Annotated in this window: 17 protein-coding genes; 14 read left to right on the forward strand and 3 right to left on the reverse strand. The window is 51.5% G+C overall.

Going from position 1 to position 18,809, the window contains the following annotated elements; genetic code table 11:
- Window positions 1-2: 2 nt before the first annotated feature.
- Window positions 3-311 carry a DUF6514 family protein gene (locus OCV63_RS09045; protein ID WP_158363515.1) on the reverse strand — a complete coding sequence of 103 codons (309 nt, stop codon included), beginning with the start codon at window positions 309-311 and terminating at the stop codon, window positions 3-5.
- A 278-nt stretch (window positions 312-589) separates the two neighbouring features.
- Here OCV63_RS09045 and OCV63_RS09050 point away from each other — a divergent pair, with 278 nt between their 5' ends.
- From OCV63_RS09050 to OCV63_RS09060, 3 genes are read left to right on the forward strand one after another with little or no spacing between them, the layout of a single operon-like run.
- Window positions 590-3,193 (forward strand): transglycosylase domain-containing protein, encoded by a 2,604-nt coding sequence (locus OCV63_RS09050; RefSeq protein WP_158363516.1) that lies wholly within the window; start codon window positions 590-592, stop codon window positions 3,191-3,193.
- 18 nt (window positions 3,194-3,211) lie between these two features.
- Complete coding sequence (locus OCV63_RS09055) at window positions 3,212-3,859, forward strand: HAD family hydrolase (RefSeq protein ID WP_158363517.1); 648 nt, start codon at window positions 3,212-3,214, stop codon at window positions 3,857-3,859.
- Window positions 3,860-3,907: 48 nt separating this feature from the next.
- Window positions 3,908-5,275, forward strand: coding sequence for an MATE family efflux transporter (locus tag OCV63_RS09060; protein ID WP_158363518.1), 1,368 nt, complete (start codon window positions 3,908-3,910; stop codon window positions 5,273-5,275).
- A gap of 45 nt (window positions 5,276-5,320) precedes the next feature.
- On the opposite strand, the gene OCV63_RS09065 is transcribed toward OCV63_RS09060, so the two are convergent.
- Window positions 5,321-6,349, reverse strand: a complete 1,029-nt coding sequence (locus OCV63_RS09065; RefSeq protein WP_158363519.1) for an aldo/keto reductase — start codon at window positions 6,347-6,349, stop codon at window positions 5,321-5,323.
- A 215-nt stretch (window positions 6,350-6,564) separates the two neighbouring features.
- Here OCV63_RS09065 and OCV63_RS09070 point away from each other — a divergent pair, with 215 nt between their 5' ends.
- The 9 genes from OCV63_RS09070 to tuf all read left to right on the forward strand — a co-directional run bounded on the left by OCV63_RS09070 (window position 6,565) and on the right by tuf (window position 16,566).
- Window positions 6,565-7,506, forward strand: a complete 942-nt coding sequence (locus tag OCV63_RS09070; protein WP_158363520.1) for a GTP-binding protein — start codon at window positions 6,565-6,567, stop codon at window positions 7,504-7,506.
- 62 nt (window positions 7,507-7,568) lie between these two features.
- The gene (glpK, locus tag OCV63_RS09075) at window positions 7,569-9,065 is read left to right on the forward strand and encodes a glycerol kinase GlpK (RefSeq protein WP_158363521.1); all 1,497 of its coding nucleotides are present in this window, start codon (window positions 7,569-7,571) and stop codon (window positions 9,063-9,065) included.
- Window positions 9,066-9,081: 16 nt separating this feature from the next.
- Complete coding sequence (locus OCV63_RS09080; RefSeq protein WP_262670758.1) at window positions 9,082-9,249, forward strand: DUF1667 domain-containing protein; 168 nt, start codon at window positions 9,082-9,084, stop codon at window positions 9,247-9,249.
- 173 nt (window positions 9,250-9,422) lie between these two features.
- On the forward strand, window positions 9,423-10,790 hold the full coding sequence (lpdA, locus tag OCV63_RS09085; protein WP_158363523.1) for a dihydrolipoyl dehydrogenase: 1,368 nt from the start codon (window positions 9,423-9,425) through the stop codon (window positions 10,788-10,790).
- Window positions 10,791-10,820: 30 nt separating this feature from the next.
- The gene (locus OCV63_RS09090) at window positions 10,821-11,585 is read left to right on the forward strand and encodes an MBL fold metallo-hydrolase (RefSeq protein WP_158363524.1); all 765 of its coding nucleotides are present in this window, start codon (window positions 10,821-10,823) and stop codon (window positions 11,583-11,585) included.
- A 202-nt stretch (window positions 11,586-11,787) separates the two neighbouring features.
- On the forward strand, window positions 11,788-12,210 hold the full coding sequence (rpsL, locus tag OCV63_RS09095) for a 30S ribosomal protein S12 (protein WP_158363525.1): 423 nt from the start codon (window positions 11,788-11,790) through the stop codon (window positions 12,208-12,210).
- A gap of 363 nt (window positions 12,211-12,573) precedes the next feature.
- Window positions 12,574-13,044, forward strand: a complete 471-nt coding sequence (gene rpsG / locus OCV63_RS09100) for a 30S ribosomal protein S7 (protein ID WP_178038305.1) — start codon at window positions 12,574-12,576, stop codon at window positions 13,042-13,044.
- Between the two features lie 21 nt (window positions 13,045-13,065).
- Complete coding sequence (gene fusA, locus OCV63_RS09105) at window positions 13,066-15,186, forward strand: elongation factor G (protein WP_158363527.1); 2,121 nt, start codon at window positions 13,066-13,068, stop codon at window positions 15,184-15,186.
- A 186-nt stretch (window positions 15,187-15,372) separates the two neighbouring features.
- On the forward strand, window positions 15,373-16,566 hold the full coding sequence (gene tuf, locus OCV63_RS09110) for an elongation factor Tu (protein ID WP_158363528.1): 1,194 nt from the start codon (window positions 15,373-15,375) through the stop codon (window positions 16,564-16,566).
- 158 nt (window positions 16,567-16,724) lie between these two features.
- On the opposite strand, the gene OCV63_RS09115 is transcribed toward tuf, so the two are convergent.
- Window positions 16,725-17,207 (reverse strand): helix-turn-helix domain-containing protein, encoded by a 483-nt coding sequence (locus OCV63_RS09115; protein WP_158363529.1) that lies wholly within the window; start codon window positions 17,205-17,207, stop codon window positions 16,725-16,727.
- A 244-nt stretch (window positions 17,208-17,451) separates the two neighbouring features.
- Between OCV63_RS09115 and OCV63_RS09120 the strand changes: the two genes are divergently transcribed.
- Window positions 17,452-17,646, forward strand: coding sequence for a DNA-binding protein (locus tag OCV63_RS09120; RefSeq protein ID WP_158363530.1), 195 nt, complete (start codon window positions 17,452-17,454; stop codon window positions 17,644-17,646).
- A gap of 13 nt (window positions 17,647-17,659) precedes the next feature.
- Window positions 17,660-18,745, forward strand: coding sequence for a site-specific integrase (locus OCV63_RS09125; protein WP_158363531.1), 1,086 nt, complete (start codon window positions 17,660-17,662; stop codon window positions 18,743-18,745).
- The last annotated feature ends 64 nt before the right edge of the window (window positions 18,746-18,809 follow it).

Here is an 18,809-nt window from a genome sequence, read left to right on the forward strand (position 1 = left end):
TTTCAGGAAGCCTGTCCGCTCTCCTGAGTCATGATATCATCCACGATTTCCAGAAGACATACGGGAGTTACCGCGTTCTGAATCAGGCGGGAAAGCAGAGAGCGCGCCCGGCTCTCGGAATCGGACACGGGCGGCGTGCTCTCGGTCTCCTCCACCTCCGGATTCCCGGACAGGGCTTTCTTGATACAGATCCGGTACAGGGGAAGGGGAGAGCAAGCTTGTTCTTCTTCGATGAGATAATATTTCAGGTTCAGCAGGGTTCCTTTTTCGTCCGCGACAGCGCGGGTCTCGATCAGATATTCTTTCTGCATGGCAAGCTCCTTTTGAAAATGGTGTGATTTTTTCATGATTATACAGGAGCGGAGCCGAAAAAAATGTCGAAGGCTGTCACAGAACTCAATTTTTTTAAGTTCTTTTGTAACTGGTCAGGTACAGAACAGTTATATTCTTTTTATTATAGTATAAATCCGTGGGACTGTACAGCGGATTTATGTACCGCGAATACTTAAGAAACTGTGAATTTATCAAATAAGTCTTTATTATGCAGGCACTTTTTGTTATAATGAACTGATGTATAGGAGGATAAAACATGAATTACGGAAAACGCAGTACTTCGAAAAAGCAGAAGTCCATGCACTCCAAGACGGCAAAAGCTGGTAAAAAAGCCAGCGTTATATTTATAAAAGCATTTCTGATCTGCCTTCTGGCGGTGGGCGTGGTAGGCCTGTGCGCGGGTGTCGGAATTGTAAAGGGAGTCATCGACAATGCGCCGGATATCGACAGCACCAGTGTCATCCCGAGAGGTTACAAGTCCGTGATGGTAGACTCGGAAGGCAATAAAATGGCAGAGCTTATCACAGCGGGATCCAACCGTGTCTGGGTGGACATTGACAAGATTCCGGAGCATGTGCAGAACGCCTTTGTGGACGTGGAGGACGAGCGCTTTTATGAGCATAACGGAATCGACCTGAAGGGTATCATCCGTGCGGGTGTCAAGGGCATCGCCAGCGGCTTTAAGAAGACCGAGGGCGCCAGCACCATTACCCAGCAGCTTCTGAAGAACAGTGTCTTCGACTTCATGAGCGAGGATACGCTGGTGGAGAAGATCGAGCGTAAGCTGCAGGAGCAGTACCTGGCCCTGGAGCTGGAGAAGATCATGACCAAAGATGAGATTCTGGAAGCATACCTGAATACCATCAACCTGGGCCAGAACACTTTGGGAATCCAGGCGGCGGCCAACCGCTATTTTAACAAGGATGTCAGCGAGCTGACCGTCTCCGAGGCGGCGGTCATCGCGGGTATCACCAAGAGCCCCACCAAGTACAATCCGGTCACTGATCCGGAGGAGAACGCCAAGCGGCGTGAGATCGTCCTCGAGGATATGAAAAAATGCGGTGACATCACCGAAGAAGAGTATCAGGATGCCCTGGCGGACGATGTTTACAGCCGCATTCAGACCACCAATGAGACCAAGAGCACCACGGCCGTGTACACTTACTATGTGGACGCAACCATCGCCCAGGTGATTGCGGATCTGCAGGAGGTCAAGGGTTATACCTCCCAGCAGGCGTACAATCTGGTATACAATGGCGGCCTGACCATCGAGACTGCGCAGGATCCGGCTGTCCAGCAGATTATGGACGAGGAGACATCCAACGAGGATAATTATCCGGCAGGCTCCAGGATCGGCCTGGAATACGCGCTGACGGTGGTGAAGCCGGACGGCACCCAGACCAATTACAGCAAGGAAATGATGGAGAAGTATTTCAGGGAAAATGAATCCTCCAGCTTCGAATTGCTGTTTGACAGCAAAGAAGACGCCCAGGCGCATATTGACACGTACAAAGCGGCGGTATCCGAGGAGGGCGACAAGATCTATGAGACCATCAACATGACCGTGCAGCCGCAGATTTCCATGGTAGTCATGGATCAGTCCACAGGCTATGTGAAGGGCATCGTGGGTGGCCGCGGCGAGAAGACCGAGAGTCTGTCCCTGAACCGCGCAACCGATACGACCCGTCAGCCCGGTTCTACCTTCAAGGTGGTGGCGGCTTATGCGGCGGCTTTGGATTCCGCGGGCATGACCCTGGCGACCACCCAGTATGACGCGCCGTATAATTACAACGGCGGAAAAGGACGTCCGGTCCGCAACTGGAACGGTGAGAATTATCAGGGCTGGACTTCCCTCCGGAAAGGTATCGAGCAGTCCATGAATATCGTGGCGGTAAAGACCATTACCGATATTACCCCGGCTCTGGGTATCAATTACCTGAAAAATATGGGTATCACCACCATGCAGGAGGAACTGAAGAACGGCAAGAACGACTACACCCAGGCCATGGTTCTGGGCGGTATCACCAACGGTATCAAGAACGTGGAGCTGACCGCGGCCTACGCGACCATCGCCAACGGCGGCGTCTATGAGAAGCCGGTCTTTTACACCCGGATTCTCGATCACGACGGCAATGTCCTGATTGACAATACGGAAGGCTACAGCAGAACGGTGCTCAAGGACAGCACCGCATGGCTTCTGACCAGCGCCATGCAGGACGTAGTCACCAAGGGTACCGGTAAAGCTGTGAATTTCAGCGGTATGAGCGTCGCCGGAAAGACCGGTACGACTTCTGATAACCGGGATGTGTGGTTTGTGGGCTACACCCCCTATTACACGGCAGGCATCTGGGCCGGATACGATAATAACCATGAGCTCTCCAGTAAGAAGGGCGAGACCAGTTATCATAAGAAGATCTGGAAGGCGGTCATGTCCAGACTGAGCTCGGGACAGTCCGATATCGGATTTCCGAAGCCCTCTTCCGTGACCAGCGCTACGGTCTGCGCGATCTCCGGCAAGCTTCCGATTCCGGGTATCTGTGACGGCACCCTGAAGACTGAGTACTTTGCGGAGGGCACGGTGCCCACGGAATACTGTGACGTCCACGTGACCGGTGAGGCCTGCGTGGAGAGCGGCGCTCTGGCCACAGATGCCTGCCCGGATCATCAGTTCCGTGTGATTACGCTGATTCCGGAGGACAACAGCGTGTCCGGTTCCCCGCTGACGGCACAGCCCTGTCCGCTTCATCCGGGCAATGTGCTTGGTTCTGTGGTTCAGCCGGCTACAGACGGATCCGCGGCGATTCCGGAGGAGTCAGAAGACTCCGAAGAGGAAGCGTCCCAGGATACGGAAACGGAATAACAAGACAGGAGAGACGATATGTATCAGACCATATTTTTTGATCTGGATGGAACGTTGACAGAATCAGCCCCCGGCATTACTCGTTCTGTGGCCTATGCCCTGAAAAAGTGGGGGATTGAGGTGGAGGATCTGCGCACGCTGGAGCCCTTTGTGGGACCTCCGCTGGCGGAATCCTTTGCCAGATATTTTGGTTTTACGCCGGAGCAGTGCAGCGATGGAATCCGGTATTACAGAGAATATTATGTAAACAAAGGACTCTTTGAAAATTCCGTATATCCGGGAATCGAGGATATGCTGCGGGAACTGAAAAACGCGGGGAAGCGGCTGATTGTCGCGACTTCGAAGCCGGAAGAGATGGCCGTGCGGATTCTGGAGCATTTTCAGCTGGCAGATTGTTTTGAGCGGATAGCGGGAGCCAGCATGGACGAAAAACGGGTGGAGAAGGCAGATGTGCTCCGCTATGTGATGGAAGACCTGGGACAGGTAGATCTGACGAAGGCCGTCATGGTGGGCGATCGGGAAAATGATGTGCGCGGCGCCCGGGAGAACGGATTGCCCTGCATCGGCGTCCTGTATGGATACGGAAGCCGGGAAGAGCTGACAGAGGCCGGAGTCGCGAAAATCGCGGATACGGTGGAAGAGCTGAAGAAGATGTTGAAGGAATAAGTATGAGCTGTCCGGTATCGGACAGCTCAAAATAACGGGAGTAAAAAGATGAGTGAAGTGAAAGCAGGAAAAATGCATGACATGACGGTGGGGAGTCCCGTGAAGCTGATTCTGCATTTTATGGTACCTGTGTTTCTGGGCAATGTGTTCCAGCAGTTTTATAATGTGGCCGATTCCATCATCGCCGGTCAGTTCCTGGGCGTGCGCGCCCTGGCAGCCATCGGAAGTACGGGATCGCTGATGTTCTTTGTGACGGGCTGGCTGAACGGCCTGACCAGCGGTTTCGCAATTCTGGTGGCCCAGTGGTTCGGTGCGAAAGAGTATGAGCGGATGCGGCATTATGTGGCCATGTCCGTGTATCTGTCCCTGGGCTTCGCCGTATTGATGACGATAGGGCTGGGGTTGGCCAATGTGCCGATTCTGCGGCTGATGAATTATTCGGATGAGATTATGCCGGATGTGAAGGCTTATATGGGAATCATTTACGCAGGCCTGGTGGTGACAGCTGCCTATAACGCGCTGGCGGCATTTCTGCGGGCATTGGGTGATTCCAAGTCGCCGCTGTATTTTCTGATTATTTCCGCGGCCATCAATGTGGCGCTGGATATCGCCTTTATTATTTACGGCGGTATGGGCGTGGAGGGCTGTGCCTACGCAACGGTCATCGCCCAGGGGATATCAGCGGCGCTGTGTTTTATTTACATTGTGAAAAAGTATCCGATTTTACATTTGAAAAAGGAAAATTTCGCATTTTCCATGGAGTCCTGCGGCCGACTGCTGTCCCTTGGTATCCCCATGGCACTGCAGTTTTCCATCACGGCCATTGGCACCATCATCGTGCAGGGTGCGGTCAATGTGTACGGCGAGAACTATATGGCGGGCTTTTCCGCAGCCGGAAAGCTCCAGAATATCGTTGCCACAGTATATGTGGCCTTCGGAGCGACCATTGCCACTTATGTGGGACAAAACTGGGGAGCAGGCAAGAAGGAACGCGTGCTTATGGGCGTGAATTGTACGCAGATTATGATTCTGATTTACAGCGTCTTTGCCATGGCGCTGGTATTTTTCTTCAGTAAATATATGACGCTCTTATTTGTCAGCGCTTCGGAAACAGAGGTCATCGATGTGGCGGTGTTGTATTTTCGTATGGTATTCTGGTGTTACCCGTTCCTGGGCAGCATCTTCCTGTACCGGAATACGCTGCAGGGTCTGGGCTACGGCCTGGTTCCCATGCTGGGTGGCGTCTTTGAGCTGACTGCCCGGGCTGGCATCGTCCTGATGGTAGCGGGAAAGGCAAGCTTCGCGGGCGTCTGCCTGTCAGACCCGGCGGCCTGGATTTCCGCGCTGATTCCGCTGGTGCCCTATTACTTCTATGTGACGCGGAAGTGGAGGAAGGAATTGAAAAAAAAGGCATAAAGAAAAGCAGCCGACCGGAGGAAAAATCTGGTCGGCTGTTTGCTTTTAATTCACTTTCACTTCCCCGGCCAGGATCTTCTTATAATCTTCATAATTCTTCTGAAGCAGCTCCGGCGTGTTCAGATCGTAGGGGCATTGTGCCATGCACTGGTTGCAGTGGAGACAGTCTTCGATTTTTTTCATGTTCTCCTGCCACTGTTCGCTTAACCAGGCGGCGGAGGGAGCGCGGCGGACCATCAGGGACATGCGGGCGCAGCTGTTGATGAGAATACCGGCGGGACAGGGCATGCAGTAGCCGCAGCCGCGGCAGAATTCGCCGTTCAGCTCCGCTTTTTCCTTCTCGATAAAGGCAGTGATTTCCGCGTCCAAGGCGGGCGGCTGGTCCATGTAGGAGAGCCACTCTTCCAGCTCGGTCATTTTCTGAATACCCCAGATGGGAAGTACATTGTCGAACTGGGACATAAAAGCGAAAGCGGCCCGGGAGTTGTTGATGAGGCCTCCGGCCAGTCCCTTCATGGCGATAAAGCCCATGTTATGCTCCTTACAAAGCTGAACCAGCTCCAGCTCTTTTTCAGAGGAAATATAGCTTAAGGGGTATTGCAAAGTCTCATAAAGACCGGATTCAATGCATTCTTTGGCTACGCCAAGCTTGTGGGCGGTGACGCCGATGTGGCGGATTTTGCCCTGGGCTTTGGCTTCCAGCATACATTCGTACATGCCGGTACCGTCGCCGGGACGATAGCACTGATCCACGCAGTGGAATTGATAGATGTCCAGGTAATCTGTTTTCAGGAGCTTTAACGAAGTATTCAGCTGTTTCCGGAAGGCTTCAGGCGTGCGACCCATGGTTTTGCTGGCAATGTAAATCTGATCGCGCATGCCTTCGAAGGCATGGCCCAATTTCTCCTCGCTGTCGCTGTAGGCCCGGGCCGTGTCGAAGAAGCGCATGCCGCCTTCGTAGGCCCTGCGGAGAATGGAGGCTGCAGTTTCCATATCGACGCGCTGTACCGGGAGCGCGCCAAAGGCGTTCTGTGGCACGGTGATACCGGTGGTGCCGAGGGTGATCATTTTCATAGAGAAATCCTCCTTTAAGAATCGTTTGAATTTTGAAATTCAGGGGATGATAATTTTTATCAGAATCTGGATTTATTTTAATATGATCCATGAGGTATTTCAATATAAAATTACAGAGAGGCGCGATGGAAAAGCAACCCGCATTTGACGTTTCCCCGAATCCATGATACCTTGTAACTAGTGCCGTCAGAAAGGCGGCGTGGAGGAGATTTCATATGGTAAAAATAGATTTGATCACAGGCTTCTTAGGCTCCGGCAAGACCACCTTCATCCGCCAGTACGCCCAGTGGCTTATACGTCAGGGCTATCACATCGGCATCCTGGAAAATGATTTCGGCGCGGTCAACGTGGATATGATGCTGCTCCAGGATCTGGAGGGCGACAGCTGCGAGCTGGAGATGGTCTCCGGCGGCTGCGACAGGGACTGCCACAGACGGAGGTTCAAGACAAAGCTCATCGCTATGGGCATGAGCGGCTATGACCGGGTGCTGGTGGAGCCTTCGGGCATCTGCGACGTGGACGAATTTTTCGACGCCCTCCACGAGGAGCCCCTGGACCGTTGGTACGAGATTGGTAATGTATTCGCCATCGTGGACGCGAAGCTGCCTGAAAATCTGTCTGAGGCGGCGGATTACCTGCTGGCCACCGAGGCAGCGGACGCAGGCGCGGTGCTTTTAAGCCGGGCCCAGGAGGCCAGCGCGGCAGAGATGGACGCGACCGTGGCGCACCTGAACCGGGCGCTTAAAAAAGTCGGATGCAGCAGGCAGCTGGACAAGGAGATACTACGTAGTAACTGGTTTGAATTTACAGATAAAGATTTCGAACAGCTTCTGCACGCGGGCTATCAGATGTCCGATTACTGCAAGGAGACGCAGCAGGAGGACGCTTTCGATTCCTTATTTTTCATGCATGTGAAAATGACGGAAGAGGAGCTTAGGGCTGCGGTTCAGGCAGCCTTTGCGGATTCGAATTGTGGTCACATTTTTCGAATCAAGGGTTTTATGCCCCTGGGCGAGGACTGGATTGAGCTGAACGCCACGCGCCGGGAGACCGTGATAAACCCCATTTCCAGGGGGCAGGAAATTCTAATCGTCATCGGCGAGGGTCTGTCGAAAAAAGCTCTTCAAAAATATTTTCAAGATCCGGGAAATGATTAATAACCGGGACTACGGCTTTATAGGATGCAAATAGAAGCAAGGCGACCTGAAGGAGGATAACTATGGGAAAATATGTAATGGCATTGGATGCGGGAACCACAAGTAACCGTTGTATTCTGTTCAACGAGAAGGGAGAAATGTGCAGCGTGGCACAGCGGGAATTCAAGCAGTATTTCCCGAAGCCAGGCTGGGTGGAGCATGACGCGGACGAAATCTGGGCAAGCATGCTGGGCGTAGCCGTGGAGGCCATGAGCCGCATCGGCGCCACGGCGGCGGACATCGCAGCCATCGGTATCACCAATCAGAGAGAGACATCCATTGTCTGGGATAAGAGGACGGGGGATCCCATCTATCACGCTATCGTGTGGCAGTGCCGTCGGACCAGCGAGTATTGCGACTCCCTGAAGGAGAAAGGACTGACTGAGAAATTCCGGAAGAAGACGGGGCTGGTTGTTGATGCCTACTTTTCCGGAACCAAGGTAAAATGGATTCTCGACCATGTGGAGGGAGCCAGAGAGCGGGCCTGGAAAGGCGAACTGCTCTTCGGAACCGTGGAGACTTGGCTTATCTGGAAACTGACCAAAGGCGCGGTACATGTGACCGACTATTCCAACGCATCCCGGACCATGCTGTTCAACATCAACACCCTGCAGTGGGACGATGAGATTCTGGCAGAGCTTGGTATCCCCAGATGTATGCTGCCCGAGGCAAAGCCGTCGAGCTGCATCTACGGCCAGACCGCCCCGTCCTTCCTGGGCGGCCCGATCCCCATTGCGGGTGCGGCGGGCGACCAGCAGGCGGCACTGTTCGGACAGACCTGCTTTGAGCCCGGCGAGGCTAAGAATACATACGGCACTGGCTGCTTCATGCTGATGAATACAGGCGAGAAACCGGTATTTTCCGACAATGGGCTGGTGACTACCATCGCCTGGGGGCTGGACGGCAAGGTCAATTACGCCCTGGAGGGCTCCATCTTCGTGGCTGGCGCGGCGATTCAGTGGCTGCGGGATGAGCTTCGCATCATCGACTCTGCGCCGGATTCCGAGTATATGGCGAAGAAGGTGCCGGATACCAATGGTTGCTATGTGGTGCCCGCGTTTACGGGGTTAGGGGCACCTTACTGGGATCAGTACGCACGGGGAACTATCGTGGGCATCACCCGGGGCGTGAATAAGTACCATATCATCCGGGCGACACTGGAATCCCTGGCTTATCAGGTAAATGACGTGCTGGTGGCCATGGAGGCGGATTCCGGCATCAAGCTGTCAGCCCTCAAGGTGGACGGCGGCGCCAGCGCCAATGATTTCCTGATGCAGACCCAGGCCGACATCATCAACGCTCCGGTGAACCGCCCCTGCTGCGTGGAGACCACGGCCATGGGGGCGGCTTATCTGGCAGGTCTGGCGGTAGGCTACTGGACGGATAAGGAAGACGTGCGGAAGAACTGGGCTATCGATGCGATCTTCAAGCCGGAGATCGGCGCGGAGGAGCGGGAGAAGAAGATTAAGGGCTGGAAGAAGGCCGTGAAGTATGCTTACGGTTGGGCGAAAGAAGACTAAACAGACGGAAAAGCATATGGTTTACATAAGGCGAATGACTGCGAAAACGAAGGTGCGCGCCTGTGTGCAGGCCCTGAAGGGTGTGACCGCGGAAGCGCCGGTGCAGATCGGCGATGTGATTCTGGCAGACATGGCTGAGACAGACGTAGACATTATTGCCACAAAAGAAATTTCAGAAATTTAAGATAACTTTACCGGAAAAATATGGGTATCATAATTTTCTGAAAAATATATGATAAAAAATTGACAATCTTGCAGGCGGAAGGTATAATCGGGATATGGCAGGAAGGCGGAAGCCTTTGAAGGTTTGGACGGGTAATATGCAATGCGGCAACGAAAACAAGGAGGAGAAGAGGCATGCAGAATTTTGATGTCATTGTTGTTGGCGGCGGTCCGGCCGGGTATAACAGCGCGGAGTACGCGGCGCACCAGGGAAAGAAGGTGCTGCTGGTGGAAAAGAAGAGCCTGGGAGGGACCTGTCTGAATGTGGGATGTATCCCGACAAAAACCTTTCTTTACGCGGGGAAGATGTATCATTACGCGTCGGGAGCCGGAGAGGCGTACGGCGTAACGGCGGAGGGCCCGGTTCACGTGGATCAGGCTGCAGTAGTGGCGAAGAAAGACGAGGTTGTGAAAATGCTGGTGCAGGGCGTAGGCAGTGCCCTTCGCCGCAGCAAGGTAAAAGTAGTAAACGGAACAGCGAAGCTTGGCAGAATGGATGGAAAACTGGCGGTATTCGTAGGGGATGAGACCTACACGGCGGAGAATTTGATTCTGGCTACCGGCTCGACTCCTGCGGTTCCGCCCATCGAAGGCGTGAAAGAAGGCATGGCGGACGGAACGGTCATGACCAGCGACGAGATTTTGGATATGAAAGAGATTCCGAAGAAGCTTCTGGTCGTGGGCGGCGGAGTCATTGGTTTTGAGATGGCGGCTTATTTTCAGGAGGTTGGAGCGAAAGTAACCGTGATCGAGATGCTGGATAAGGTTCTGGGCGGCAATGACCGGGAGGTCAGCGAACTGCTTCAGAAGGAGCTGGAAAAAAAAGGCGTGACTTTCCATCTCTCCTCGGGAGTGAAAAAGCTGGCAGGCGGAGTCGTGACTTATGAAAAGGATGGAAGGCTTCAGCTGGCAGCCTATGATAAGGCTCTGATGTGCGTGGGCCGTCGGGCCAACAGCCAGATCGAGGGCCTGGAGGAGCTGGGCGTACAGACCGAGCGGGGAGCCATCGTGACAGATGAGCACATGCAGACCAGCGTGCCGCATGTCTATGCCATCGGCGATGTGAACGGCAAGGTCATGCTGGCCCATGTGGGTTACCGGGAAGGTGAAGTGGCCGTGAACCACATCCTGGGCGAGGACGATACCATGAGCTACGATGCGATCAGTGGCGTGGTTTACACCAGCCCGGAGGCGGCCTTTGTAGGTCTGTCCGAGGAGCAGGCGAAGGCGTCAGGCCGGAATTATGAGGTGAAAAAGGTATCCATCAATTTCAGCGGACGCCATGTGGCGGAGAACGGCTTAAGTAACGGTATCTGCAAGCTGATTGTGGATAAGAACAAAGAAACGCTTATCGGGGCGGCGCTGATGTCATCCTACGCGTCGGAGTATATCTATGCGCTGGCGCTGATGATTGACCTGCAGCTTCCGCTGAGACAGGTTCGACGGACGATTTTCCCGCATCCCACGGTATGCGAGATTATCCGGGAAGCACTTATGAATTAAAAATACGGCGGAGTGAGGATGGGAACGGAAATGACAGCCTGGCACACGGGAAATGCAGGCGTAGTAATACTGGTTACTAATATAGAAGAAAAGGGCTGCGCGGCCATCGGCTTCGACGTGTTCGCGAAGCAGCCCGGCGGGATTTACCCTGACACGCCAGAGGCGATCCGACAGGAACTTCTGCGGGATATCCGGAAAAAGAAGCTGGAAACGCTGGTATTTACCCATGAGCACGCGGATCATTTCTGCCCGGAGGATGTGGCGGAGGCCCTGAAAATGAATCCGGATCTCCGCATCATTTCCACGGAGGAGACCATTCGGCGGATCCGGGCGCTGGAGCCGGAGGCAGGACGGCTGACGGCTGTGGCCGCGTCCGAGCAGAAATACCGGGTCGTGAGCCTGCCGGGTATGCGCCTGACTCTGTTCAACAGCATCCATATGGGTGACCGGTTCGCGGATATCCAGAATCTGGTCTGTCTTCTGGATGCTGGCGGAAAACGCCTGATGCTGCCCGGCGACGCCAGACCCGAAAAGCTTTTATATGAAAGGGCGGCGGCCTGGTCGAAGAAGATCGACTGGCTGATTGGTCCATTTCCACTGATGGGCCTGCCCTCATCCCGGAGGCTGATAGCCCGGTATATGGAACTGGGGCATGTGCTGGCGATTCATTTTCCCCGCCCCGATAAGGATACGGAGGGCTGGCGGAAAAACGCGCAGCACATCTGTGAGACGGCGGACGACGGGCTGCCGGTACCGGTGTTCGGTGATGAGCCCGGAAAGCGTTATGAACTCTGAAAAAATACCCAAAAACGTCCTGAAAATCCAATGCTTTTTTACAGAAAAACCCCTTGACACAGGGGGTTTTTCTTATTATACTAATCTAGTGTGCGCGAAAAGCATAGGGTATTTTTGCGCGCCTGAAACAGTCGAATTACCGACACAGCAGCCTGACAGGGCCGGCAACATTGCCTGCCACTCATCACAGGAGGTGAAAGGAATGCCAACATTCAACCAGTTAGTTAGAAAGGGACGTCAGACAACTGTAAAGAAGTCTACAGCGCCCGCCCTTCAGAAAGGATTTAACTCTCTGAAGAAGAAAGCAACTGATACATCCGCACCGCAGAAGCGTGGCGTTTGTACCGCAGTAAAGACCGCTACCCCGAAGAAACCGAACTCTGCTCTTCGTAAGATCGCCAGAGTACGTCTTTCCAACGGTATCGAGGTAACAAGCTACATCCCCGGAGAAGGACATAACCTTCAGGAGCATAGCGTTGTTATGATCCGTGGCGGTAGAGTAAAGGACCTGCCCGGTACCAGATATCACATTATCCGTGGTACACTGGATACAGCAGGAGTTGCAAAGAGAAGACAGGCACGTTCCAAGTACGGTGCCAAGAGACCGAAAGACGCAAAGAAGTAATTTAAAGGTCGTTTGGTTTTGTAACTAGTACAGGTAACACGCTGTGAACAGAGAAGGGTACAGCCAGTGTCAGAATAAGGAAACACCGCGGTCACTAGGCTCGGAAAGACCTCGCCAAGTGTCCGGGTGTACGTTCACACTAGGCTCGAAAGTACCTCGCCAAGTGTTCACAGTAACAGAACTATTCGTTGGATAGACAATTGTCTATATTGCCGGAATGAAATATCGTCCCTTAGGCTGCGGGTCGTATATAGATTTGCCGTGCACGACACAAGTAGAAAGACACATGTGAGTACCTGAGAATTAAGAGTGAATCTTACTGAATCACTGATTCAGTAAGCATGTATTAAGGAGGGAAGTATTGTGGCACGTAAAGGACATACTCAGAAAAGAGATGTATTAGCGGATCCGCTGTACAACAACAAGGTAGTCACCAAGCTTATCAACAACATCATGCTGGATGGTAAGAAGGGCGTGGCTCAGAAAATTGTTTACGGAGCATTCGAGAGAGTAGAGGCTAAGACAGAAAAGCCGGCTCTGGAAGTATTCGAAGAGGCAATGAACAACATCATGCCGCTTCTCGAGGTAAAGGCAAGACGTGTCGGCGGAGCAACCTACCAGGTTCCGATCGAGGTTCGCGCTGATCGTCGTCAGGCTCTGGCTCTTCGCTGGATGACCATGTTCTCCCGTAAGCGCGGTGAGAAGACCATGGAAGAGCGTCTGGCAAATGAGATTATGGATGCAGCAAACAACACAGGCGCATCTGTAAAGAGAAAAGAAGACATGCACAAGATGGCAGAGGCAAACAAGGCGTTTGCACACTATCGTTTCTAATTATTTGAGGAGGAAAATCCCGTGGCTGGAAGAGAATATCCATTGGAGAGAACCAGAAATATCGGAATTATGGCTCATATCGATGCTGGTAAGACCACACTGACTGAGCGTATTCTGTATTACACTGGTGTAAACTATAAGATTGGTGATACTCATGAAGGTACTGCTACCATGGACTGGATGGAGCAGGAGCAGGAGCGTGGTATCACCATCACTTCCGCTGCTACAACCTGTCACTGGACGCTGCAGGAGCACTGCAAGCCGAAGCCGGGCGCATTAGAGAACCGTATCAATATCATTGATACCCCGGGCCACGTAGACTTTACGGTTGAGGTAGAGCGTTCCCTTCGTGTACTGGACGGCGCTGTCGGCGTGTTCTGTGCGAAGGGTGGTGTAGAGCCGCAGTCTGAGAACGTATGGCGTCAGGCTGATACCTACAATGTTCCCCGTATGGCATTCATCAACAAGATGGATATCTTGGGAGCAGATTTCTACAATGCAGTAGATATGATTAAAACCAGACTTGGCAAGAATGCCATCTGTCTGCAGCTTCCGATTGGTAAGGAAGACGAGTTCAAGGGAATCATCGACCTGTTCGAGATGCAGGCCTACATCTATAATGATGAAAAGGGCGAGGACATCTCCATCACAGAGATTCCGGAGGACATGAAGGACGAAGCAGAGCTCTATCACCAGGAGCTGATCGAGAAGATCTGCGAGCTGGATGACGACCTGATGATGCAGTACCTTGAGGACGAGGGAGCATCTATCGCGGTTGAGGATCTGAAGAGAGTTCTTCGTAAAGCAACCTGTGAGTGTACAGCTGTTCCGGTTTGCTGCGGTACCGCATACAGAAATAAGGGAGTTCAGAAGCTTCTGGACGCTATTATCGAGTACATGCCGGCTCCGACAGATATCCCGTCTATCAAGGGAACTGATATGGATGGCAATGAAGTAGAGCGTCATTCCTCTGATGATGAGCCGTTCTCCGCGCTTGCATTCAAGATCATGGCTGACCCGTTCGTAGGAAAGCTTGCATTCTTCCGTGTATACTCAGGAACCATGAATTCCGGTTCTTATGTATATAACTCAACTAAGCAGAAGAAGGAGCGTGTAGGACGTATCCTTCAGATGCACGCAAATAAGAGAGCAGAGCTGGACAAGGTATATTCCGGTGACATCGCTGCAGCAGTTGGATTCAAGTTCACCACAACCGGTGATACCATCTGCGACGAGCAGCATCCGGTAATCCTGGAGTCCATGGAGTTCCCGGAGCCGGTTATCGAGCTGGCTATCGAGCCGAAGACCAAGGCTGGTCAGGGCAAGATGGGCGAGGCTCTTGCAAAGCTGGCAGAGGAGGATCCGACCTTCCGTGCGCATACCGATCAGGAGACTGGTCAGACTATCATCGCCGGAATGGGAGAGCTGCATCTGGAAATCATCGTAGACCGTCTGCTGCGTGAGTTCAAGGTAGAGGCTAACGTAGGCGCACCGCAGGTAGCTTACAAGGAGACCTTCACCAAGGCTGTTGACGTAGACAGCAAGTACGCTAAGCAGTCCGGTGGACGTGGACAGTACGGACACTGTAAGGTTCGCTTTGAGCCGATGGATGCCAACGGAGAAGAGCTGTTCAAGTTCGATTCCGAGGTTGTTGGTGGTGCGATTCCGAAGGAGTATATCCCGGCAGTCGGCGAAGGTATCGAAGAGGCGGCACAGTCCGGTATTCTGGGAGGCTTCCCGGTACTCGGCGTTCATGCTACCGTATACGATGGATCTTACCATGAGGTCGACTCCAGTGAGATGGCATTCCATATCGCTGGTTCCATGGCTTTCAAGGAGGCTATGCAGAAGGGTAATCCGGTACTGCTTGAGCCGATCATGAAGGTTGAGGTTACTACTCCGGAGGAGTACATGGGCGACGTTATCGGTGATATCAACAGCCGTCGTGGACGTATCGAGGGTATGGATGATATCGGCGGCGGTAAGATGATCCGTGGTTATGTACCGCTTGCAGAGATGTTCGGTTACTCCACAGACCTGCGTTCCAAGACTCAGGGTCGTGGTAACTACTCCATGTTCTTCGAGAAGTACGAGCAGGTACCGAAGAATATCCAGGAGAAGGTACTCGCTGCTAAGAAATAATGATAAAATAACTGCAATCCGGTAATTTTAGCCGGATTGCGGTAAAGAAATAAGCAAAATTCCTAAATTTTGCTTGAAAAATAAGGCTCTATGAAATATAATCAGAAGTAGCCGAGTTTTAATATCGAAACAGGAAAAAATCAACTTTTACCCTCAGGGTGAATGAATTCAAGGAGGACAATCAAAATGGCTAAAGCTAAATTTGACAGAACAAAACCGCATTGTAATATCGGTACCATCGGTCACGTAGACCATGGTAAAACTACTCTGACTGCAGCTATCACAAAGGTTCTGGCAGCTCGTGTTGCTGGTAACACAGCTACAGACTTCGAGAACATCGACAAGGCTCCGGAAGAGAGAGAGCGTGGAATCACCATCTCTACTGCACACGTTGAGTATGAGACAGAGAAGAGACACTATGCACACGTTGACTGCCCGGGCCATGCTGACTATGTAAAGAACATGATCACTGGTGCAGCACAGATGGACGGCGCTATCCTGGTAGTAGCAGCTACCGATGGTGTTATGGCTCAGACTAAGGAGCACATCCTTCTGTCCCGTCAGGTAGGCGTTCCCTACATCGTAGTATTCATGAACAAGTGCGACATGGTAGACGATGAGGAGCTGCTTGAGCTGGTAGACATGGAGATCCGTGAGCTGCTGAACGAGTACGAGTTCCCGGGAGATGACACTCCGATCATCCAGGGTTCCGCTCTGAAGGCTCTTGAGGATCCGATGGGACCGTGGGGAGACAAGGTTATGGAGCTGATGGATGCAGTTGATAGCTGGATTCCGGATCCGAAGCGTGCTACAGACCAGCCGTTCCTGATGCCGGTCGAGGACGTATTCACCATCACAGGTCGTGGTACTGTTGCTACCGGCCGTGTTGAGCGTGGTGTTCTGCATCTGAATGAGGAAGTTGAGATCGTTGGTATTAAGGAAGAGACTCGTAAGACCGTTGTAACCGGTATCGAGATGTTCCGTAAGCTGCTTGACGAGGCTCAGGCTGGTGACAACATCGGAGCTCTGCTTCGTGGTGTTCAGAGAACCGAGATCGAAAGAGGTCAGGTTATCGTTAAGCCGGGCAGCATCACCTGCCATACAAAGTTCACCGCTCAGGTTTACGTTCTGACAAAGGACGAGGGTGGCCGTCATACACCGTTCTTCAACAACTACAGACCGCAGTTCTACTTCCGTACAACTGACGTTACTGGCGTTTGCAACCTGCCGGCTGGTACAGAGATGTGCATGCCTGGTGACAACGTAGAGATGACCATCGAGCTGATCCACCCGATCGCTATGGAGCAGGGTCTTACATTCGCTATCCGCGAGGGTGGCCGTACAGTAGGATCTGGACGTGTTGCTACAATCGTTGAGTAATCACAATTTATACAGTAAAATCAAGGCTTCTGGGGAATTCCCCGGAAGCCTTTTTTATGTCCGTATGTGTGAAAACAGAGCTGAGCGGTGCCAAAACGGTGCCAAAAATCAAAATTCCGGTGCTTTTATAGAACCAAAATAGAACCACGGGTGGTAATTTACCAGCCTTTGATCTGCTTGATCTGCTCTGCCCGTTCCGGATCTCGGTGATACTGAAGCTTGAGTTGTATGGTGTCTACGACTTCTTTTCTGGCCTCGTCGTCCAACTGATAAAAAGAGGTAAGTAAGTTATCCACGTCCGGCATACTGTTTTTGCCGAAAAGGTACATCAGCGGGAACATGGAATTTTTCAGATATGTTTTTACACGGCTGCCATCCAGTGCTCCGTTCAGTCCGTCCGGCAGCGTCGGATAGATTTCTTCTTCTTTAATCGTTCCAGAGAAAGGGCTGGCGGAGCAGATCTCGTTGACGTCAATGCCCAGCTCATTTGCTAATCGCAGCGCAAAATCAAAGCGTATGTTGGAATCCTTCTGAATAATAGAATAGAGTGTCGTGGCGCTGATTCCGGTCGCCTTAGAAATTTTCCTTACGTTCGTTCCTTTTTCATCCAGATATTCTTTTAACTTTTTCCCGTCTCCCATAATGACCTCCTAAATTCATAAACAGGATTGTTACGATTTACATACATATATTTCATCATAACATATTTACGAAAAACATAAAAGCAAAAATTCCACAAAATAAATATACGAATATCGTAAAAATATTTGATACGAGATATTGACATACGTGCGAAGCAGTGATAATATGAATTTACGAAATTCGTACACCAAGAAAATACAGAATATGTAACGAAGTTCGAAAAGGAGAAGGGAGGAAGAATGAATGGCAGATTACAAGTATATGATGAATGCCGACGATGTAGCAAGAGAGCTCAACTGCTCAAAGTCTCATGCGTACAAGCTGGTCAGGAGAATGAATGTTGAGCTGGCACAGCAAGGTTATCTTACCATGGCGGGCAAGATTCCAAGAGCATACTGGGCGAAGAAGATGTACGGGTACGAGTTATCCGCAGGCTGAAAGGAGTGAGAAGATGGCCTATAAGGAAAAGGACACGAAGACGTGGACGGCTCAATGGTTTGAAAGAAATGCCAGAGGCGAAAACAAAAAACGAAGAAAGAGGGGATTTACTACAAAACGAGAAGCATTGGAATATGAACGGCAAAAGAAGCTGAGTAACGTGCGAAGCATGAATATGAAGCTGAGCGAGTTTATGGAGGTATATTTTGCAGACAAACAAAACGAATTGAAAGAGCGGACAATGAAGAATAAACGATATATGATGGAGCAACACATTATCCCATATTTTGGCGAGCAAATGTTGAGTGAGATAAGCGCCGGGCAGATTCTTCAGTGGCAGAATGAAATGCAGATGAAAGGGTTTTCGGAATCATATCTGCGAATGATACAGAATCAGCTGACCTGCCTGTTTACTCATGCCAGCAAGATTTATGATTTAAAGACGAATCCTTGTAAAAAGGTGAAACGTATGGGAAGCTCAGATAATCGAAGCCTGGACTTCTGGACAGTAGAGGAATACCGGAAGTTCATTCAGACTATGGAGCCGGGGACAAGGTACTATCTCATTTTTGAAATCCTGTTCTGGACAGGTTGTAGAATCGGAGAGTTGCTGGCCCTGACGCCCGGAGATATTGATTTTCGGAAGAATCAGATCAGTATCACAAAAACCTATTATCGCACGGATGGAAAGGATATGATTACGGAGCCAAAGACAAAGCAGTCCGTGAGAGTGATAGAAATACCGGAGTTTCTGAAAAAAGAAATCGAGGAATTTGTCGATGGACATTATGGCATGCCCAGAAATGAAAGGCTGTTTCCAATCGTACAAGAAGCAGTACAGCATAAAATGAAGCGGGAGATAGAGAAGGCCGGACTGAAAAGAATCCGGGTGCATGATCTGAGGCATTCGCACGTGGCGTATCTGATTAACAGAGGCATTGAACCAATTTTGATAAAGGAGCGATTAGGACATAAGGATATTCGAATTACACTGAACACTTATGGTCATCTGTATCCGAATCAGCAGAGAAGGGTGGCGGATTTGCTGGACGATGAACAGGAAAAAAGTCCCGACAGCGGCAACTGTCAGGACTCATGATAACAGGAACAATCTGCTATCCGTATGTAACTACAACATCAGTATAGCAGGTTGTTCTCCACGT

It is taken from the genome of Laedolimicola ammoniilytica, assembly GCF_025567165.1.
Lineage (GTDB): Bacteria > Bacillota > Clostridia > Lachnospirales > Lachnospiraceae > Laedolimicola > Laedolimicola ammoniilytica.

Bases quoted from the DNA above. Each gene is read 5' to 3' on its own strand.
- OCV63_RS09120 (WP_158363530.1), top strand. From the start codon at position 17,452: ATGGCAGATTACAAGTATATGATGAATGCCGACGATGTAGCAAGAGAG.
- OCV63_RS09125 (WP_158363531.1), top strand. From the start codon at position 17,660: ATGGCCTATAAGGAAAAGGACACGAAGACGTGGACGGCTCAATGGTTT.
- rpsL (WP_158363525.1), top strand. From the start codon at position 11,788: ATGCCAACATTCAACCAGTTAGTTAGAAAGGGACGTCAGACAACTGTA.
- OCV63_RS09065 (WP_158363519.1), bottom strand. From the start codon at position 6,349: ATGAAAATGATCACCCTCGGCACCACCGGTATCACCGTGCCACAGAAC.
- OCV63_RS09070 (WP_158363520.1), top strand. From the start codon at position 6,565: ATGGTAAAAATAGATTTGATCACAGGCTTCTTAGGCTCCGGCAAGACC.
- OCV63_RS09060 (WP_158363518.1), top strand. From the start codon at position 3,908: ATGAGTGAAGTGAAAGCAGGAAAAATGCATGACATGACGGTGGGGAGT.
- OCV63_RS09045 (WP_158363515.1), bottom strand. From the start codon at position 311: ATGCAGAAAGAATATCTGATCGAGACCCGCGCTGTCGCGGACGAAAAA.
- lpdA (WP_158363523.1), top strand. From the start codon at position 9,423: ATGCAGAATTTTGATGTCATTGTTGTTGGCGGCGGTCCGGCCGGGTAT.
- glpK (WP_158363521.1), top strand. From the start codon at position 7,569: ATGGGAAAATATGTAATGGCATTGGATGCGGGAACCACAAGTAACCGT.
- OCV63_RS09050 (WP_158363516.1), top strand. From the start codon at position 590: ATGAATTACGGAAAACGCAGTACTTCGAAAAAGCAGAAGTCCATGCAC.
- OCV63_RS09115 (WP_158363529.1), bottom strand. From the start codon at position 17,207: ATGGGAGACGGGAAAAAGTTAAAAGAATATCTGGATGAAAAAGGAACG.
- OCV63_RS09080 (WP_262670758.1), top strand. From the start codon at position 9,082: ATGGTTTACATAAGGCGAATGACTGCGAAAACGAAGGTGCGCGCCTGT.
- tuf (WP_158363528.1), top strand. From the start codon at position 15,373: ATGGCTAAAGCTAAATTTGACAGAACAAAACCGCATTGTAATATCGGT.
- OCV63_RS09055 (WP_158363517.1), top strand. From the start codon at position 3,212: ATGTATCAGACCATATTTTTTGATCTGGATGGAACGTTGACAGAATCA.
- OCV63_RS09090 (WP_158363524.1), top strand. From the start codon at position 10,821: ATGACAGCCTGGCACACGGGAAATGCAGGCGTAGTAATACTGGTTACT.